At 67.3% G+C, this 18,818-nt stretch carries 19 protein-coding genes; 9 read left to right on the top strand and 10 right to left on the bottom strand.

All coding sequences use genetic code 11. The features are described 5' to 3' along the window. Nucleotides 1–91 precede the first annotated feature (91 nt). Nucleotides 92–1,330, top strand: a complete 1,239-nt coding sequence (gene mshC / locus GV792_RS01970; RefSeq protein ID WP_163821844.1) for a cysteine--1-D-myo-inosityl 2-amino-2-deoxy-alpha-D-glucopyranoside ligase — start codon at nucleotides 92–94, stop codon at nucleotides 1,328–1,330. Between the two features lie 12 nt (nucleotides 1,331–1,342). Here mshC and GV792_RS01975 read toward each other — a convergent pair whose 3' ends face one another. Next, nucleotides 1,343–1,750, bottom strand: coding sequence for a nitroreductase family deazaflavin-dependent oxidoreductase (locus tag GV792_RS01975; RefSeq protein ID WP_163821845.1), 408 nt, complete (start codon nucleotides 1,748–1,750; stop codon nucleotides 1,343–1,345). Between the two features lie 275 nt (nucleotides 1,751–2,025). Next, nucleotides 2,026–2,928 (bottom strand): arginase family protein, encoded by a 903-nt coding sequence (locus GV792_RS01980; RefSeq protein WP_163821846.1) that lies wholly within the window; start codon nucleotides 2,926–2,928, stop codon nucleotides 2,026–2,028. A gap of 294 nt (nucleotides 2,929–3,222) precedes the next feature. Here GV792_RS01980 and GV792_RS01985 point away from each other — a divergent pair, with 294 nt between their 5' ends. The 3 genes from GV792_RS01985 (at nucleotide 3,223) to GV792_RS01995 (ending at nucleotide 6,760) form a co-directional block, all read left to right on the top strand. Then, nucleotides 3,223–4,299, top strand: a complete 1,077-nt coding sequence (locus tag GV792_RS01985; RefSeq protein WP_163821847.1) for an MBL fold metallo-hydrolase — start codon at nucleotides 3,223–3,225, stop codon at nucleotides 4,297–4,299. Nucleotides 4,300–4,525: 226 nt separating this feature from the next. Next, the gene (locus GV792_RS01990) at nucleotides 4,526–5,338 is read left to right on the top strand and encodes a ribosomal RNA small subunit methyltransferase A (RefSeq protein ID WP_163821848.1); all 813 of its coding nucleotides are present in this window, start codon (nucleotides 4,526–4,528) and stop codon (nucleotides 5,336–5,338) included. Between the two features lie 504 nt (nucleotides 5,339–5,842). After that, nucleotides 5,843–6,760, top strand: a complete 918-nt coding sequence (locus GV792_RS01995; RefSeq protein WP_163821849.1) for an alpha/beta fold hydrolase — start codon at nucleotides 5,843–5,845, stop codon at nucleotides 6,758–6,760. Between the two features lie 633 nt (nucleotides 6,761–7,393). Here GV792_RS01995 and GV792_RS02005 read toward each other — a convergent pair. The 3 genes from GV792_RS02005 to GV792_RS02015 form a co-directional block, all read right to left on the bottom strand. Beyond that, nucleotides 7,394–8,158, bottom strand: a complete 765-nt coding sequence (locus GV792_RS02005) for an alpha/beta fold hydrolase (protein WP_163821850.1) — start codon at nucleotides 8,156–8,158, stop codon at nucleotides 7,394–7,396. A 285-nt stretch (nucleotides 8,159–8,443) separates the two neighbouring features. Further along, on the bottom strand, nucleotides 8,444–8,611 hold the full coding sequence (locus GV792_RS02010) for a hypothetical protein (protein ID WP_163821851.1): 168 nt from the start codon (nucleotides 8,609–8,611) through the stop codon (nucleotides 8,444–8,446). A gap of 2 nt (nucleotides 8,612–8,613) precedes the next feature. Further along, nucleotides 8,614–9,243 (bottom strand): MepB family protein, encoded by a 630-nt coding sequence (locus GV792_RS02015; RefSeq protein WP_163821852.1) that lies wholly within the window; start codon nucleotides 9,241–9,243, stop codon nucleotides 8,614–8,616. Nucleotides 9,244–9,516: 273 nt separating this feature from the next. On the opposite strand from GV792_RS02015, the gene GV792_RS02020 reads away from it, so the two are divergent. After that, nucleotides 9,517–9,816 (top strand): GNAT family N-acetyltransferase, encoded by a 300-nt coding sequence (locus GV792_RS02020; RefSeq protein ID WP_163821853.1) that lies wholly within the window; start codon nucleotides 9,517–9,519, stop codon nucleotides 9,814–9,816. 52 nt (nucleotides 9,817–9,868) lie between these two features. Here the strand turns inward: GV792_RS02020 and GV792_RS02025 are convergent, their stop codons facing one another. From GV792_RS02025 to GV792_RS02040, 4 genes are all read right to left on the bottom strand, one after another. Next, the gene (locus GV792_RS02025; RefSeq protein WP_163821854.1) at nucleotides 9,869–10,888 is read right to left on the bottom strand and encodes a BtrH N-terminal domain-containing protein; all 1,020 of its coding nucleotides are present in this window, start codon (nucleotides 10,886–10,888) and stop codon (nucleotides 9,869–9,871) included. 65 nt (nucleotides 10,889–10,953) lie between these two features. Then, nucleotides 10,954–13,119, bottom strand: coding sequence for an MMPL family transporter (locus GV792_RS02030; RefSeq protein WP_256673730.1), 2,166 nt, complete (start codon nucleotides 13,117–13,119; stop codon nucleotides 10,954–10,956). Nucleotides 13,120–13,147: 28 nt separating this feature from the next. Further along, nucleotides 13,148–13,702, bottom strand: a complete 555-nt coding sequence (locus tag GV792_RS02035) for a hypothetical protein (RefSeq protein WP_163821855.1) — start codon at nucleotides 13,700–13,702, stop codon at nucleotides 13,148–13,150. 6 nt (nucleotides 13,703–13,708) lie between these two features. Beyond that, entirely contained in the window at nucleotides 13,709–14,059 is a 351-nt protein-coding gene (locus GV792_RS02040) for a hypothetical protein (protein ID WP_163821856.1), read from the bottom strand. 159 nt (nucleotides 14,060–14,218) lie between these two features. On the opposite strand from GV792_RS02040, the gene GV792_RS02045 reads away from it, so the two are divergent. Genes GV792_RS02045 through GV792_RS02055 form a run of 3 tightly spaced genes read left to right on the top strand, consistent with a single transcriptional unit; the run spans nucleotide 14,219 to nucleotide 16,592 of the window. Next, a complete protein-coding gene (locus GV792_RS02045; protein WP_163821857.1) occupies nucleotides 14,219–15,253 on the top strand; it encodes a YncE family protein in 1,035 nt (344 codons plus the stop codon). Continuing rightward, nucleotides 15,253–15,504 carry a DUF5703 family protein gene (locus tag GV792_RS02050; protein ID WP_163821858.1) on the top strand — a complete coding sequence of 84 codons (252 nt, stop codon included), beginning with the start codon at nucleotides 15,253–15,255 and terminating at the stop codon, nucleotides 15,502–15,504. Before GV792_RS02045 ends, GV792_RS02050 begins: the two co-directional genes overlap by 1 nt. An 8-nt stretch (nucleotides 15,505–15,512) precedes the next feature. After that, nucleotides 15,513–16,592 (top strand): quinone-dependent dihydroorotate dehydrogenase, encoded by a 1,080-nt coding sequence (locus tag GV792_RS02055; protein ID WP_163822202.1) that lies wholly within the window; start codon nucleotides 15,513–15,515, stop codon nucleotides 16,590–16,592. A 20-nt stretch (nucleotides 16,593–16,612) separates the two neighbouring features. Here the strand turns inward: GV792_RS02055 and GV792_RS02060 are convergent, their stop codons facing one another. Then, a complete protein-coding gene (locus GV792_RS02060; protein WP_175583046.1) occupies nucleotides 16,613–16,978 on the bottom strand; it encodes a hypothetical protein in 366 nt (121 codons plus the stop codon). A gap of 350 nt (nucleotides 16,979–17,328) precedes the next feature. On the opposite strand from GV792_RS02060, the gene GV792_RS02065 reads away from it, so the two are divergent. After that, on the top strand, nucleotides 17,329–18,813 hold the full coding sequence (locus tag GV792_RS02065) for a PfkB family carbohydrate kinase (RefSeq protein WP_163821859.1): 1,485 nt from the start codon (nucleotides 17,329–17,331) through the stop codon (nucleotides 18,811–18,813). Nucleotides 18,814–18,818 lie beyond the last annotated feature (5 nt).

Below are 18,818 nucleotides of genomic sequence, written 5' to 3' on the forward strand. Positions count from 1 at the left end.
CCCAGGTCCGGGCGCGCGTATCGCATGTCCGGCCACGTGCGTGCGCCGGGGTGGGCGCCGATGGCCCCCACCACACCTTTACCCTCGAAGAATGCAGTCCTGGTCCGATACCCCGATCCCGACGGTCCCCGGAGCAGGACCCCCGTTGCGGTTGCACGACACCGCCGACCGCCAAGTGCGTCCGGTGACGCCCGGCGCCACCGCCACCATGTACGTCTGCGGCATCACCCCCTACGACGCCACCCACCTCGGCCACGCCGCGACCTACCTGACCTTCGACCTGATCAATCGGCTGTGGCGCGATGCGGGCCACTACGTGCACTACGTGCAGAACGTCACCGACGTCGACGACCCGCTGTTCGAACGCGCCGCCCGCGACGGCGTCGACTGGCGTGACCTCGGTACCGGCGAGATCGAGCTGTACCGCGAGGACATGACAGCGCTGCGCATCATCCCGCCGCGCGACTACGTCGGCGCCATCGAGTCCGTCGACGAGGTGGTGGAGTTCGTCGGCAAACTCGTCGCCTCGGGCGCCGCCTACACCGTCGACGACGCTGAATTTCCCGATATCTACTTCCGTGCCGACGCCACTGAACAGTTCGGCTACGAATCCAGCTACGACCGCGCGACCATGGAGCGGCTGTTCGCCGAGCGCGGTGGCGACCCGGACCGTCCTGGCAAACGCGACCCCATCGATGCGTTGCTGTGGCGGGCGGCCCGCCCGGATGAACCGTCGTGGCCGTCGCCGTTCGGCCCGGGGCGTCCCGGCTGGCATATCGAATGTGCCGCGATCGCGGTGAACCGGCTGGGCACCGAGTTCGATATCCAGGGCGGCGGCAGCGACCTGATCTACCCGCACCACGAGTATTCGGCCGCCCATGCCGAAGCGCTGGCCGCCGGACGCCGATTCGCCCGCCATTACGTGCACGCCGGGCTGATCGGGCTGGACGGCGAGAAGATGTCGAAGTCCAGGGGCAACCTGGTGCTGGTGTCGAAGCTGCGCCGCGCCGGGGTGGATCCGGCCGCGATCCGTCTCGGTCTGCTCGCAGGCCACTACCGCCAGGACCGCATGTGGACCGACGCCGTGCTGGCCGAGGCCGTGGCCCGCCTGGACCGCTGGCGTCGCGCCACCGCCCTGACCGCCTCGGGCGACGCGACCGACACCATCGCCCGGCTGCGTCAGCACCTGGCCGATGATCTCGACACCCCGAAGGCGCTCGCCGCGATCGACAACTGGGCCGATGAGGCCCTCACCTACGGCGGGACCGACACCGGCGCCCCAGCTGCAGTGGCGACCGCGATCGACGCCCTGCTCGGCGTCCAGCTGTAACCGACCGCCCGTTCAGCCCGCGCCGGTATCGACCCGGACCAGGACCTGTTCGGTGCCGTCCAGCGCGAACCGGTCGGCGGCCGAGCGGATATAGGTGTTGAACCGGGCCAGCTGCTGCGCGGTCAACGGCTCGACCATCGCGGTCCCGGTCCGCCAGCGCAGCCCGGTGCGCAGCCGCACCCGCGGGTCGGCTTCGATATTGCGCACCCAATCCGCGCGCCGACCGTGCACCGACACCAGCGATATCACCGTGCCGTCGGTGATGCCACGCGCCAGTGGCATCCGCCGCGGCAGTCCGGATTTTCGACCGGTCGTCTCGATCACCACGAAGAACGGGTTGATCGGCGCGAGGAACTTCGCGCCGGGGCCGGATAGTCGCCAGAAGCGCAGCACCCCAGCGGGTCTCGTTGCTTTCGCCATCGTGTCACCGTAACCGCAGGGACCCCGCTGACCAGGAACGCCAGGTCGAGGCCGGCGACCTTCATGCTCGTGCGCCGCCCGACCCGCTGGTTATGCGGCCGGCCTTCGCCGCGGTCGACCGCTCCCCGGTAGGGGTATCAGGACCAGGCGAACTGGCCCGGCTCGACTCGACCGGACACCGCCCGCTCCGGAACCTGGAGCCGTCTCGACGCCGTCCGTTCGATGATCGGTCAGTAAGCGTCATGGGAGTGAAGTCGTTGCCTCGTGCGGGGTGTCTACGGCAGTGCTGCTGCGATCTCGGCCACCATGGACGTGATCCGCTGAGCTTGGGACCGGTCCGGGTCTTGGTCGGGATCGTAGATGGTCATACTGAAGCCGACGCAGCCTCTTGACGACACCGCGGCGGTGAGCGCCTGCGTCAGCTGGTCCCATGTGAGACCGCCGGGGATGTCCTCGACGTCGGGCAGACCTTGGGCATTGAAGACCGAGGGGTCGAGCACGTCGAGGTCGACGTGCAGCCACCAGCGCGAGCAGCTGTGTTTCAGATGACGCACTGCCTCTCGCGCGCAGTGCTGTGGTGCTCTGGCGAGCCCGTGGCAGGCGCGCAGCCATACGCCGGCGTCACGTAGCGAGCCGACGTTGAACTGACGTCGCCACTCCACGTCGCGAGGGCCGAGGATTGCCAGCTCGGAGCGGCGCAAAGCGGGTAATCGGTCGGCGAGAGTCCCCCGGAGAAGGCCTCCGGTAACGCCGAGCAGGAGCCCGATCTCGGTGTTCGCGGCCTCGCCGTCCTCGGACACGTCCAACGGCATCGTGTCTTCGTGGCCATCGACGAAGAGTAGACCGATACCCTCTCGGCTCAACGCCGGTATGGTCCCCAGCAACGTGGTGCAGTCGGCGCCGACCACACAGGGGAAGCGCCCCGCCGCCACGGCCGCCGGTATTCGAACGTCCAGGGCGTCGACCATCGCAATCAGCGCGGTCTCGTTCATCAGCGATGTGTTTCTGCCCCGGTCAGGAACCGGAGCAGGCAGCTCGAGATCGTCGTCGCTCACCACGGTGTGGCGCGACCACGCATCGCGCAGACCGGCCGAGCGCAACACTGCGGCGGCCTCGGCCTGATGGCCCGGGCGTCCGTAGCCGTCGAACGGGACCCCGATCAATGCGATATCGGCCATGCTTCATGCAATCACACGCTGTTGCGCGGGAAGTCGTTTCCCGTGCACCGGATCTACCTCGACCACGGGTACACCGGCACTACCCGAGCCCGCCCTGGCCTCGACCAGGCGCTCGCCGCGGTCCGGGCGGCGACACCTTCGTCGTGCCGAAACTCGACCGCCTCGACCGCTCGGGCCCCGACGGCCTCGCCGCCGGCGGCCCTATTCGGACAGGTCTACGACCCCACCGGTCGGAGCCTTGTCGAATGGTGGCCGACGTGTTCTTGTACATGGGTGTGTGAGGTGACGCGGCAGATGGTGAGCAGGCGGAGCGTGCTGGGTGGGGCGCTCGGCGGCGGCGTTCTGGTGGCGTTGGGCGCGGCGGTGGCAGCTGGTGCGCCGCTGAAACCGCGCACCGTGGCGGCACGGCAGCGATTTTTCGGCGCCGACGTGGTCGATCCTGGAACGGGCGCGGTGCGGCCGGATCGGGTAGTGCTGTCATGGGTGGGGTGCGCGACTTATGCGGTCGCGTTCGGCGGCACGGTTCTGCTGCTGGACGCGTGGGTGCCGCGATTGAGCAGCGCCGGATACGTGCCCGCGACCGCGCAGGATCTCGCTGATCTACAGCCCGCGGCGATACTGATCGGACACGGCCATTTCGACCACGCGGGAGATGCGGGACGGATCGCGCAAGCCAGCGGAGCGGTCGTGCACGGCACCGCCGAACATTGCGCGACGATCCGCGCGCAGGTACCCGACCCGCGGTTCGGCACGGTCGCGCTCGGTGATGCGGGCACCGCGCCGGGACATGTTCACGAATTCACCATCGGCGATATCGACGTGATGGCGGTGCGGCATCTGCATTCCGGTCCGACCGCGCCCGACCGGGCGAACGGTTCGCCGCCGTTCTTCCCAGTCCCGGATCTATGCGCGATCGCCACACATCCGCCGACCCTCGACGACCTAGGCGTCGGCCTGCCCCGGCTCCGCGACGAGGAGGGCGGATGTCTGCTGTATCAGCTACGCGTACCGGGCTTTTCGCTGGTGTGGCACGATTCGGCGGGCCCGCTCACCGAGAAGGCGCCACAGGTATTCGACGTCCTCGCCGCATTAGCGCCGACCGATGTGCAGGTCGGCGCCATTCAGGGGTTCAACCAGCTCACCAACGGCCTGCGCGACCCACGCACCTACATCGACGCGATCGGCCCGCGGATCTTCGTCCCAGCGCACCACGACAATTGGCTGCCCGGCTTCACCGCCCCGGCCGCCACCTATGACCAGCCATTGCGTGCGGAGCTCGACCGTCTGCCATCCGAGCGTCGCCCGGAGTTGCGATCACTGCTCGACCCGGCCGACTACATCGCGCCGGCCCGGCTGACCTTCTCGATCTGAGTCTCGTTCCGGTCGAGCGTGTGGATCCGCCGGAACCGCCACCCTCGATTAATTGTGTTGCCGCGCAACCGGCCGGTCCGTACGCTCCACCGCATGCCTTGCCTTTGCTTCATTCGCATCCGCCACGGCCGGGCTCTGGCCCGCTAGCGGACCCCAGGTCGCGCTGGCGCGCCCGGGCCCATCGAGAGACCGTCATTCATCTCGAGGACCCAGAAGGGCAGCAGCCGTGGCTTCGCAGTCATTCGCACACGGAAACTATTCACACACGCAGAAGAAGGCGCGAGTCAAGGGCGGACACACGCCCAGAGACCGAGCCAGGCACGGGCTCTCGCCCAGCTTCTTGACCGACGGGCCTGCCGTCGAGCAAGTAGTCGAGGCGGCCAGACCGACCGGCCTCATCCTCGACCCACGATCCGGTACGGGCGCGCTCACCGCCGCGCTGGCCAGAACCGGCGCCGAGGTCGTCGGCTACGAGACCGACCCGCTGCTCGCCGTCAAGCTCAAGGCCAGGACCGGGTTCGAAGTCGTCAAAGGCGACCCCACGACCGCACGGTCCCCGCGCGAGCCGTTCGCGGTGGTCGGCAACATCTCCTTCCCGGACACGCCGAAGATCATCGACTGGTGCTGGCGTGCGCCGTCACTGACGTCGGCGACGCTGGTCACGCCATGGGAGTACGCACGCACACAGTCCGGCGACTCCGGCCACTGGAGCCAGATCACGGTGCAGAGCTGGCCGTGGTTCACGTGGGAACAACTCGGAGTGATCGACAGGGAAAACTTCCGGCCGAAGCCGTCGGTCGGCTCGGCGATCCTGCGAATCGAGCGGCGACCCGAGCCACTGGTGACCGAAGAATCCGTCCACCAAGACGTGGTGCAGCTGGGTTTCTCGGGTATCGGAGGGTCGGTGCACGCGTCGCTGTCCACGCGGTACGGCGGAGTGGACAGCGCCTTCGACGGAGCGGGGATCGCCCACGACATCGCGGCGGCGCGAGTCCATCCGGATCAGTGGATCACGTTGGCCGGACTGCTGATTCGCTGAGCGGACGCACCCGGGTATCGAGTTCGGTGCCCGGGTGCTGCCACCGCTGCCCAGGATCAGGCGGCATTGCCTGCCCACCCGTAACGTCCGGGAAATGGCTCATGGGTCACGACGCCCAGCTCAGGGGTCGCGGGGATCGTGCGGCAGGTACTGCGGCCCAGTCTGTCCGCGAACCCTTGGCTGCGAGCAAAGAATTAGCGCGCTACCGTCACACCCTACCGTGCTGCCGTTGGCGATGACGACCTGTGAATACATGCATTGGGGTCCAACCGTAGGTGTGTCAGGTCCTCCCCGGCTTCACCGCCCCGGCCGCCGCCTACTATCGCGCGCCGCGCGCCGAACTCGACCGGATTCCTGCCCGAGCATCGCCCGCAGCTGCGACCGCTGCTCGACTCGGCCGACTACATCGCACCGGCCCGACTGACCTTCTCGATCTGAACATCCGTCAAGGGTGTGAGAAGGGTGCCAGTGGTACCGGATGGCCGCATCCAGCATGATCGAGTCGTGAGGACGACGATGATGGTGGCTGCGGGCACACCGGTCCATGTCGGTGTCGATGGCCCCGACGACGCACCCGCGATCGTCTTGATCCACGGGTTCAGTGGATCACTGCACTGGTTTCACCATCTGACCGGGGAACTTGCCACCGGACATCGAGTCATCCGCGCAGACCTGCGAGGCCACGGCCGCACCGGCGGACACACAGGGCTCGTCCCCGAATCGCAGGCGGCCACGCTGGATGCGCTCCTGGACGTTCTCGGCGTCAGCGGCGCGATTATCGTCGGTCATTCGTTCGGTGCGGATGTCGCGCTGGCGCTGGCGCGGCGACGCAGCGACGTACGCGCAGTCTCGATCATCGGCCAGGCGCCTGATTACAGCTACGCCACGCTGCCGCCCGGCGGAGTGGTGATGACGCTGCCGGTGCTCGGGCCGGTCCTGCATCGTCTGAGCCCGCCGACGGCAGTGCGCCTCGGCATGCGCACGGGCTTCGCCCCAGGTTTCCGGAGCGACAACGCATTCGATCACCCGCAGCGTCCGGTGCTGGACCATCGCGCGATGAGTCCGGCCATGTATCGCACGGTTCTCACCGAACGTCGGGCCCGGTTGGCCGCCGATCCGCTCGACGCGCAGGTTCACGCGCTCGGACTGCCCACGTTGGTACTGCACGGCGATCGCGACCAGATGTATGACGTCGCCCGCACTACAGCCGCTACGCCGCCGTTGGAGCTCACGTCGAGGTCGTCACCGGATCTGGGCATTCCCCGAATGTCGAGCGCCCCGAAGAGGTTGTTCGCCTGCTCAGCGCGTTCGTCGCCGAGCACGGGTGATCTCCGCACCCAGTCCGAACAGCGCCCCGAACTGCGATCGCTGGTCGACCCTGCCGACTACATCACCCCCTCCCGATTGACCCTCGCGATCTGAGATCGAGGTGCTTTGCACCACAAGCACTTCCGATGAGATTCGGCAGATCACTCCCCCGCCGTGCATCCCGGAACCTGATCGCGCATCAGCTCCGCCCCCTGAACGGCGGCGGGTCACGTTTGCCGTAGCCGTGCCAAACTGCCCGAATGATTGTCAGACCTGCAGTGGAGCAGGACTTACCCGCCTTCCTCAGCCTGGCGGCCGAGGTCGAGCACTGGTTCGGCCCTACGGTCAACGACCTGGATTCCACCGTGCGGTGAGCAGGCACATCATCCGGTCATCAGCACTCGTTGCAGTTTCGTCGAGTGGCGCAGTCCAGCCCGATGGTGATCGCAGCTGAGGGCCTGCGGCGTAGCGGGGCCAGGAGGCGGTGACTTGGGCGGCGGCCCCGGTCGGCGGTGGCCCAGGAACACCGGGCCTCCTCGGGTAGTCAGACCCCACGGTCCGAAATCCAGTATTCCCCTTGACTGTTGGCGGGCAGCTGCGAAATCCGAGGCGCGGAGGGTGCCGTTATCGGCTGCCGCAGGATCCTGCTGGCATGACCTGATCTAAGCCGTCACCACCGGAAGTGCGACAGACCCGTTGTAATTACCGTCCCGCGGCCCCGCTGTTGGAATGAGATGCCGCGCGGGATCAAGCACGGCGGATCGGCTGATAGGTGGGAGTCGCGTCGGCGCTGAGGAAGTCGCCGACGAGGCGGTAGACCTCGGCGGGCTTCTCCACGACGAGCAAGTGCGAGGTCCGAGGCACGATCGCGAGCTCCGAGTCGGGGATTGCGCGGTACATCGCAACGGTGTGTTCCAGACTCATCGCGTCGTCGTCCGCAGCGAGAATCAGTGTGCGGCTGGTGATGGTGGCCAGATCCCGCACTGACAGGGTGGGCTCGGCCCGCGCCATCCGCAGCAGCTTGTCGACGACGACACCGAAATGCGCTTCGCCGTCCGGGGACACCTCACCGTAGCGGCCCGCGAGGCGCCGCAGCGGTTCCTCGTGGGCAAAGCCGTCGAGTACACCGGGCAACAGCCCGTCGTGGTGGAAATTTCCGCTGATCGAGACGAGTTTGCCGACCAGGTCGGGTCGTCGGATAGCAATGAGGACCGCGACAATCGCCCCGTCGCTGTAGCCGACAAGGTGGGCGCGGCCGCCGATCACCTTGTCCAGGAACGCAATCGTGTCCTCGGCCATCAGGTCGTAGGAGATCGGACCTTCGACGTCGGGCGTGCGTCCGTGCCCGCGTCGATCCATTCGATAGACATGGAAGTGCTGGGCAAGCCCGGCGACGGCGGGATCGAACGAGCGTGAATCGACGAAGCCGCCGTGCAGTAGCAGCACAGGGTCCCCGGTACCGGTCTCGTCGTACCAGGCTCGGACATCGCCGAGCTGAACATCAGTTGCCATGAAACGATCATGCGCGCCGGAGCAGGCGCCGTATCGGGCAGGGGCGCTCAATGTTCCTCAACCCCCGTACCTCACCACCGGTGATCGGGCGGCGGCGGCGCACCGATGGCTACGGCATATCCGTTGATTCTTCGCGGTAACTACCCCGACGATGATGGACCTTCCGCTAACGGGAGGGACCAACGCAGCGAGATCACGCCCGCCCGATTCGCTTATTTGCGCAGCGACGCGGTGGTGTCGTTGCTCGGCGCATCAGCATCGCGCGGTCGGCGCGCCGGACCCCGATCACGCCAGATAAGCTTCAGCAGCGCGGGTGTCAGCATCAGTCGACGCGGCGATCGTGCGGATCGAGCGGCGGCCCGAACCGCTGGTCTCCGAAGGGGCCGACCACCAGGGCATGGTGAAGCTGGGTTTCTCGGGCGTCGGCGAGTCATTGCTCGGGATGGTCACCATCCTCACGATGTCGGATACACCCTGTCATAGAGCTGTTGCGCTCGGTGCACATCTACTCTCTCGCGACCGTCGAGCTCGAGGAAGTACTCGCACTGCCACTTCTGAGATCGCCTCGCTTGCCTGTTTCCTGTCGCGGACCACGGCGGATACACGCGAAACCCGCGCTTGCCGCGGCGGCCTTCCACAGAAACGATCCCGTGCTCAACCAACACGGTCTTCGGGAACACGAACTGACCGAAGCACTTCCCCTCTCTGGCAGTGACCACCAGCAGATCGATCCCGTCCTCGGCGGCCAACGGCTCCGTCGACCCATCCTCGGCACGCCTCCACACGGTGACGAACAAACCCACCTTGGCCGGCGTCAGCTTGCCCACCCGGAATCTGACCGACCCGCGACCCACTCTGGACACGAACGCTCCGTACTCGGCATTCTCCTGCTCAGGAACCGGAGCGGAAATCTTCAGATCCAGACATTCGAAAAGTAGCCTTGCCTCGGCTACATCAGGATGCACGCCGGCTGGCGACAATCGAACCAACTCCTCACCGTGGGCGCGGACCCAACCCGCCCGATCTGGGCGACGCCGATGAGTCTCATTCTGCGCTTCGATGTCGTGCCCGACGAACGGGTACATGAGCTTCGCGATGCCCTCCGCGCGGCTACGAATCCGTACTCCCCGAACTCCCCGACGATTGGGATGCGAACTCCCACTCATCGTGCTCGACAGGGAGTTTGTCGACCAGTTCTTGGCCCTGGTGCTGAATGTCGGGATCCACCAGGTCCACGACGGCACGTGGTGCGTTGCCCGCGCACTCCGCAATCGAGTCCGGGTGTCCCGCGATGAGGTGATCGAGGGCTTCGGGGATGGGCGGGCCCAATCGACGCACCGGTTGTCGAGATCGTCCTGATGCGCCGGGGCGTGTTTGCGCGCTATATCGAGGCCGCCGAGCTGCTGAGCAGGTTCGGGTTCGAGGTGATCGGGCTGCACCCGATGTATGCCTGGATCCTCGACCGAAACCGCGCCGCGATCGCAGCTTGCGCGGTCGTCGGTGCGGTCCGAGAGGGCGTCGCCCGCAAGGCCCGGTTCGTCGACGGCCACCATAGCGATCTCATGCTCTACGGCGTGCTGGCGGAGGAGTTCGCGGCCGCAGCCGACCGCGCACGCCGGCGACGTCCATTGCTGAAACGCAACACCACGGTCAGCTAGGAGCCGGGAATGCTCGACATTGCGCAGACAGTCCTTGAATCCGCTGTGCGGGTTATGACGGCCCCTCGATCTCCGTCGAGCGCACTTCATCGAGGTTGCTCAACGCCTGCATCGCCTCGTACTCGATTCGCGACAGGTCGCCGAGGATAGTGCCCGCGTCGACCAGGGGCTGCGCATCACCTGATGGACCGGCTGCCGCGATCAGGGCGGCGACTTCGGTCCATAGCGCGGCGGCCTCGGTGTAGAGCCGGTGGCCGGTGCGCAGATGATCGCTGTCGACCAGTTCGGTGCATTCGGCGAGGAAGTCGCGGTAAAGGTTTCGGAACAGGGCGCCGCCGGTGCCTGCCTTCTCCATCAGGAGAGCAGCCTGCGGTAGGTCGCGCTGTGGGATGTCGGTCCGGTCGAGCCAGGTGGGTATCAGCTTGGCGGCCTTGGTGATTCCCCGGTGGCCGAGGTTGGCGATCGGCGGGTGCAGGAAGGCGTGGGCGCAAGCGGTGATCGCCGGGACGATGTGTTTTCGCGGGGAGGGCAAGCCGTTCGCAGCGGTGAGAGTGAACGAGCGATGCTTGGCGGTCATCGGACCCCGCGCTGCCCTGGCCGCCGCGAGACTGGTCAGGCTGGTGGTAACTGTGCCGCCTTGCTGGTCGGTGTCCACCAGATACGCGTCGTGGTCGTCGTAGCCGTACATGGCGACGACGTGCCCGCCGAAGTGCACTTTCGAGCCGAAGTAGTCCAAGTGGTAGCTGTCGAGCTGGAGTCCGACGGGGCGTCCACCGTCGATGACGCCCACCACGTTCTCCCAGGCCCGGCGTGCCGACGTCGTTTCCTGAACTGTCAGCTCGAGCCCGAGTAGCCCGGCCAGGTTCCTCGTGAGCTCGAACGGCTTGACCCGTCCACCGAGGAAGGGAAAGCCGATGTTCTTGCTGTCCCAGTAGATGAACGACAGACCGGATCCTAGACCGAAGAGCATCGGCTCGGACAGATCCAGGCCCTGCTGCCGCAGCAGCACTCCCAGCGCTGTCGTCTCGCAGTGCTGCATTCCGCGGGCATTGATGCCGGTCACCGTGGTCATGCCACGATTGTGGACCCTCCGCTAACCGGAGAGTCCAACTCCGCAGCGAAAACACGCCCTGGCGATCATTTCCGCAGCGACTCGGCGGTCTCGGGACCGGGCGCCTCGACCGCCTGCGAACGGCGCGTCGAGCCTCGATCACGCCAGATCAGTTTCAACAGCGCAGGCGTGAGCAGCATCCGCACCACGGTCGCATCGATAACCAGGGCCGCGATCATGCCGTAGGCGATGTATTTCATCAGCACCAGATCCGAGAACCCGAACGCTCCGGTGACGACGATGAGTATCGCTGCCGCCGAGGTGATCACTCCACCGGTGTGGGCGATGCCGTAGCGGATGGCCTCGGGTGGGTCGGCGCCGTCGGCGCGTGCCTCCGACATCCGTGACAGCAGGAACACCTCGTAGTCGGTGGACAGGCCGAACACGACCGTCACGATCAGGACCAGGACGGCGAACATCAGCGGGCCCGGTGTGAATTCGAACAGATCCCCGCCGTGGCCTTCGACGAAGATCCAGGTCAAGATGCCAAGGGTGGCGCCGAGGCTCAGTGCCGACATCGCCACCGCCTTGATCGCCAGCACCATCGACCGGAACGCCAGATACATCAAGGTGATCGCGGCCGCGATCAGGATCGCCACCAGAAGCGGCAGCCCGTCGATGAGCCCGTTGATGCTGTCGCGTTCGAGTGCCGGCACACCGGCCACCATCACCTGCACACCCGGTGGTGCCTCGATGGCGCGCAGAGCGGCGATCGCGGTGTCTGCGCTGCGGTCATCGACCAGCCCCGCGTTCAGGACGTTGATGCCGTCTTCGGTGGGTGCGGCCGGTTCGAACGGCCCCGTCAATCCCGGTGTGTGGTTGGCCTGGAAACGGATGTCGCTGAGCTGCTGCGGATCCGCACCAACCACCACCAGTTTCAACGGTTCCGTGCGGAACCCGGGGAACATCTCGTCGAATTGTTCCTGCGCGACCCGGGCGGGGTTGTCGTCGGCGAGATAGCGTTCGCTCAGGCCCCCGAATTCGATCTGGCGGAACGGCACGATCAGCGCCAGCAGGGCGAGCACGATCGGCACGATCACGATCCACGGCCGTTTCATCGCCAGTACGGCGAGCCGGGAGAAGAATCCGGCGTCGATCTCCTCGGCGGTCTTGGTCTTGGCGAACCGATGCCAGCCCCACAGATCGATGCGATGGCCGACGATCCCGAGCACCGCGGGCAGCGCCGTCACCGACAACACCGCCGCAAGCAACACCGAACTGATACCGCCATAGGGCACCGACCGCAGCACACCGTTCGGGTAGATGAGCAGCGCGCCGAGGCTGGCAGCGATGATCGCCGCGGAGAACAGCACAGTGCGGCCCGCGGTGGCGACCGTGCGCGCCACAGCGTCCTCGACGCTGCGTCCGGCGGCCAGTTCCTCCCGGAACCTGGTCACGGTGAACAGCCCGTAATCGATCGCCAATCCGAGGCTGACCAACGTCACCACGGCGCTGGCGAACACATTGACTTCGATATGGTCGGTGAGCAGCCGCATGATGCCCTGGGTGCCAAGGATCGTCATCCCGCCGATCAGCACCGGCAACAGTGCCGCGATGACGCCGCCGAACACGAAATAGAGCAGGATCGCCACGAGCGGCAGCGCGATCAGTTCGGCGCGGTGAATGTCGTCCTGCATGCCGGTGTTGATGCCCTCGACCACCGGTTGCAGCCCGGCCAATTGCACGGTGGTCCCCGCGGGCCCGCCACCGGGGACGCCCGCGCGCAGGTCGGTTTTGATGGCGGTGTAGTTGTCGACGGTGGCGGTGCCTTCCCCGCGCAGGCCGACGCTGGCGAACGCATGGGTGCGGGTGTCGTCGGCGAACCCACTGGTGAAGGCGCTGTCCCAGTAGCTGTCGATCTTGAGGACACGCTCGGGGTGCTCGGCTAGCAGGCCAGCCAGCTGAGCTGTGACGGCCTCGCGGACCGCGGGATCGTCGACGGTGCGGCCCTCGGGCGCGGTGTAGAGCAGGATCAGGTCGCTGTCGGTATCGCGACCGAAGGTGGCGTCGGCCAGTTTCGACGCGGCGACCGATTCACTGGATTCGTCGAACCAGCCCTCCTGGGTCAGGCGGCCGGCCAGATCACGGCCGTAGAAGCCGGACAGGGCCACGGCCAGCAGGAAGACGGCGAAGACGAGGTAGCGGTGGCGGTGGACGAACCGCCCCCACCGTTGCGGGCCAGTGGAGATCATGGGTATCGGTGACGTTCCCGCGGCCGGATCAGCCGCAGGCCGGGGTGCGGTAATCGGCCGAACGCAGGATGCCGCACAGATCGGTGCGCGAAATCTTCCAGCGTCCGTCGATATACACGAAATGCACGACCGTGGTGCGGATCTGGGTGCCGGTGCCGTCCTTGTCCAGCCGCATGGTCGCGGTCAAGGTGCCATCGTGGTTGTCGAACACCGGGTCGGTGACGCCGTAGACGGCGTGCGGGTTGTCCTGCAACGCCTTGTACATGTCCGGGATGGCGTCGCGGAAGGCTTCACCGTCCTCGATGAGCGCTGTCCGTTCGGCGTCGGGCAGCGCCGGGTCCAGCGCCCGCTTGATCTGGGCGTCGAGTTCGGCGGCGGTCGGCAGAACCCGCGCGGCGATCGAGGAGGAGGTGGCTGCCGCCGAGGACGACAGCGCCGCGTTCGCCGCGGAGCGTGCCGCGGCGACGGCATCGTCGTCGACTCCCGAACCACAGGCCGAGGTGGCGGCCAGTGCGACCAGTGCCGCGGCCGCCAGTGCGGCGCGGACAGGTCTGTCGGCGCGGGAGAAAGGTGTGTAACGCATCACTACCTACATACCATCGATCACGGAGCTGATTCGGCCGAGCAGGGCCCGGACCGTGGTGACGTCGCGGTCGGCGACGGTGGGAACGGCGTCGGGGATCAGATCACGCACCAGTGCGACGACGCTGCGGTCATCGTCGAGATCGATATCGGTCACCTTGACCTCGGCGACCGCGACGACGTCTTCGGGTGCGGGAACATCGGTGTCGAGGTCGGGACGGTAGATCTCGAGGCGCAGCGTGGAGCGGACAGTGCGGAAGGCGAACGGCCGGCCGTCGTCGGTCGTTCCGAAGCCGTGAGCAAACGAACCAATCGTTAAGTCATCGATCGAAAATCCCGAGGGATGTTCTGATTTCAACCGGAACTCCTGACATTGGACGCTGTGCGGACTCAACCGTAACTCCCCATCACAATTATCCGTTCGACGCGGTCACAAACCCCCTCCCGCGTAGTCACCGCAGCGTCGTGGTCAGATTGTGAGGTTCGCGGTTGTGTCATCGGTAGAAGGAGTTCGTGGATGCGCCCACGTGGCTCGGTCCCCGCATTACTGGCAGGTGTGGCGGTGCTCGCGCTGCTGACCGGTTGTTCGTCCGACACCGACGCCGACAAGGTGCCCACCCGCGATCCTGCCACCGCCGCCGTCGCGCCCGAGCAGAGTGCCGTACCCGCCGGTGCCGTCGTACCGGTGGCCCAGCCGATCCGCGCGCTGCTGGCCGAGGCGAAGACCGGCCGCATCGCCGCCCTCGACGCACGCGGTGACACCGCCGCGGTCTACCTCATCGATCCGGCGAACGCCACACCCGACACGGGCACGACGACGGTCGCCTTGCCCGCCACCGGCGCCGCAGTGGCCCAGGGCGCGCCCGGCGAGGTCCTGATCCCTGCCACGGACCGGGTGCTGCGTGTCGATGTCACCACCGGCGCCGTCACCGACGTCCCTGTCGACGGCGACGCGCGGTCGGTGCAGCTGGGAGCCGACGGCGGCCTGATCGTCGGCACCGCCGACGGCCGGGTGCTCTGGCTCGACGCACAGGGCCGGTCGAGCGACAGCGTGGATGGGCTGATCTCGGCGGATGCGCTGGCCGTTGCCGGTGACCGGGTCGCCGTGCTCGACCGTCATCAGACGTCGATCACCGAGATCGACCCCGCCGAAGACCACCTCGGGCTGGCGTTGCGCACCGGCGACGGGGCCACCAACATGATCGCCGACCGGTTCGGCCGCATCGTCGTCACCGACACCGCAGGCGGTGAACTGCTGGTCTACACGACCGGACCGCTCGTCCTGCACCAGCGTTTCCCGGTAAGATCATCGCCTTACGCGCTCGCCTACGACCAACGGTCGGACACCGTGTGGGTGACGTGCACGCAGAGCAACGAAGTCGTCGGTTTCGATCTGTCGACGGGTATACCGGAGGAAGTGGGCCGCTACCCCACCGTCGGGCAACCGAACTCGGTGACCGTCGATGAGCGCAGCGGCGATCTGTTCGTCGGGTCCGCGACCGGTGACGGTCTGCAACGGATTCGCGCGGACGAGCGGAAGAGAGGGCAGTGATGGCAGCGAGCCGGCGCGCGGCGCTACCGGCGGGCTGGGAAACCAGCACCGATGACTACGAATACGTGCCGCTGCGGCTGCCGCCGGACGTGACCAGGGTGACCGCGTCGATGCGTCTGGCCATCCAGGCCGAATACGGCGGATGGGAACTATCGCGGGTGCGCGCCTACACCGATGGCAGCCGCCGTGTCCTGCTTCGCCGCCGCCGCACCCCGCTGACCAGCCCGGTCACCGCCGAGCCGGGGATGTGAGCTCGATGCTGTACCGATTATTGCTGCGGTTGATGTTCCTGCTCCCCCCCGAGCGCATCCATCATCTCGTCTTCGCCGCCCTGCGTGCGGCCACCGCCTTCCCGCCATCACGCGCCCTGCTGAACCGGCTGCTGGTGAGCAACGATCCGATTCTGCGCAGCACCGCGTTCGGGGTCGAGTTCCCCGCACCCCTTGGACTGGCCGCAGGATTCGACAAGAACGCCACAGGCGCCGATGCCTGGGGTGCGATGGGGTTCGGTTTCGCCGAGATCGGCACCGTCACCGCGCAGGCCCAGCCCGGAAATCCCGCTCCGCGACTGTTCCGGCTGCCCGCTGACCGTGCGCTGATCAACCGGATGGGGTTCAACAACGAGGGTGCGGCCGCTGCCGCGGCCCGCTTGCATGGCCGTCGCCGTCCGACGGTGCCGATCGGCGCCAATATCGGTAAGACCAAGATCGTCGAACCCGAGCGCGCCGCAGACGATTACGCCACCAGTGCGCGACTGCTGGGGCCGCTCGCCGATTTCGTCGTGGTCAATGTCAGCTCCCCCAATACCCCGGGGCTGCGGGATCTGCAGGCGGTGGAGTCGCTGCGCCCGCTGCTACGCGCGGTGCTCGACACCGTCGAGGTACCGGTGCTGGTGAAGATCGCACCGGATCTGTCCGACGACGATATCGATGCGGTCGCCGATCTGGCGGTCGAGCTCGGCCTGGCCGGGATCGTGGCCACCAACACCACCATCGGCCGCGACGGTCTGGCCAGCGACGCCGCACGGGTCGCCGAGATCGGGGCAGGCGGGCTGTCCGGCCCCCCGGTCGCCGACCGCTCCCTCGAGGTGCTGCGCAGGCTGTACGCGCGGGTCGGTGACCAGCTGGTGCTGGTGTCGGTAGGCGGTATCGAAACCGTCGATCAGGCATGGGAGCGCATTCGCGCCGGAGCGAGCCTGTTGCAGGGCTACACCGGTTTCATTTACGGCGGCCTGCTGTGGACCCGCCGCATTCATCGCGGTCTGGCGCAGAAGCTGCGCGATAGCGGTTACGCGAACCTGGCCGAGGCCGTTGGCTCCGACCACACCGCGCGCGCCTGAACACAGGCGCGGCGGCGCGATCAGCTGAGTACGCACGGTGGGCCGCCCGCGAACCGGAAATCGTCGTCCAGGTCCGCGGGCACCGTGGCGCCCTCGAGCAGCCGGGCGCTGAGGCGCTTGTAGAGCAGCACCACGGCGTGTTCCCAGAGCAGGCCGAGCACGCCCGCGTAATTCACGCCGCGGGCCAGGGCGAGTTGATCGTGCACCAGGCTCGGATCGCTGACGATCTCGTCGAGCTCCATACCGGCGCGGGCCTGTTCGACGCTCAGGCGTCGATCCGGTAGCCAGCTCAGACGCCAGGGCGTCTCGGTGTACCCCGGCACACGATGGGCTGTCTCGGGGGTGATATCGCTGGTCATCGACCAGTCGGTGAAATAGATGGTCACAGCTGCCTCCTGACGTACTCCGGCACCGAGACCGGGCCGGAGGGGCCGGCGCGGCGTCGCTACCGTCGTGCGGAGCGGGATGGGTTGTGGGCGCTACACCGCGGGTGTGGATGCGTCCGGGTCCGTCCCGATGTGGCCGGCGGACTGTGTTTGCCTGCGCCGGCGGCTGCGGATCATCAGCGTCGTTGTCATCACCAGGGCCTCCCGTCCGTCTGGTGCGGCGCTTTCTCGCCACCCAGTGTGTCATTTGCCGGGACTGGCGGTCAATTGCCGTTGCGATATGGTAATTGCCGGAAGTGCTGGTCGTTAAACCTCGTTCACGACCGGGAAATGCCGAAAGGGTGGACGCCATGGTCCAGCAGGACTCGGGCATGGTCGCCGTGCGCAATATCCTCACGCGCCTGTGCAAAAGGTCCGGGCTCAGCCCAGAACGACTGCGCACCACCGAGATCGATGTGGGTCCGCTACTTGACCTGCCCGCGGTGCGCCGCCACGCGCGCCGGGCCGGGCTCACACCCGAGCATGCGGTGCTGCCGGTCGTTCGCGACCTCGCGCGGCATCTGCCCACCACTCATCGCCTCATCACCGATGCCGAATTGTCACTCGGGCTGCTACGCGACCCGGCGCCCGATGGCGTCGATCTGGATCTGCTCTACGCGCAGGATCTGGGCGAGCGCCGCGAGTACCTGACCCGGCAGTGGCAGCTGCTGCACGAGATCGCCGGCGCCGACCAGATCCCGCCCGCCCCGACGGTGCGCTCGTTGCGTGCCAGCCCGGAGCGGCGCGCATTCAGCGCGCTGGCCGGCCTGCTGACCACCGGCCCGGTGTTCGGCACCCCACCCGAGCATCGGGTGGAAGCAGCGGCGGGCACGGGCGAGCCGAAGGTCGCGCCGGGCGTTCTGACGGTGATCGGTGACGCCGTCATCGACCACATCTACCGCGTCGATCACGTCCCGGCCGCTGGTACCTCCACCCGCGGCAGCTTCGAGGAGCACCCCGGCGGCAAGGGCCTCAACCGAGCCGTCGCCGCAGCCCGCCTCGGTCTGGACGTACGGCTGGTAGCCGCGGTCGGTGACGACGAGGCCGGACGCCGCATCCTGGACTATCTGCGGGAGGAGAACATCGACACCGAACTGGTGACCGTCGTGCGCGATGCCGCTACACCGGTGACCTCGGTGATGATCACCGCCACGGGCGTGGCGGCCAGCATCGGCTGCAAGGATGACCGCATCCGGCTCGGTGAACGCGAACTCACCGGCCCCGCCCTGCACGCCGCGCTCGCCGCCTCCGATGCGGTGCTGCTGACTTTCGAGCAGCCGCTGCCGGTGATCGAACAGGTCATGTCGCGGGTGCGGCGGATGCGGCCACGGCCGCTGCTGATGGTGCATCCGGCGCCGCCGGTGGACGCGCCCCAACACCTGTATCAGCATCTGGGGGCCGTCGACTATCTGATGGGCGCCACCTGGGAACTGGATGAAATGGTGCCCGAGGTCAAGGCCACCTCCGGCGATCACATCGCCAGGCATCTGCGGGCGCTTGGCGTCCGAACCGTTTGTGTCATCGATGATTTCGCGTGCACGGTGCGCTCAGAGGACGTCGATATCGACGTCGGCCGCTTCCCCGCCGCACTCAGTGATTCACCGGGCGCCCGGGCCGCATTCGCCGGAGCGCTGGCGTATAGGCTCCTGTCGGCGCGCCGACCCGCACAGGAACAGGACTACGTGTGGGCGACCGCTGCGATGGTGGCGACCCAGTCCTTCGGCGACATCCCGGGCGCCATGCCGCTGGCAGGCGAGATCGACCGTCTCGTCCGGCTCGGGCCGGAAGAGCGGTAACCACA

The organism is Nocardia cyriacigeorgica (assembly GCF_010868145.1).
In the GTDB taxonomy this organism is placed as follows: domain Bacteria; phylum Actinomycetota; class Actinomycetes; order Mycobacteriales; family Mycobacteriaceae; genus Nocardia; species Nocardia cyriacigeorgica_D.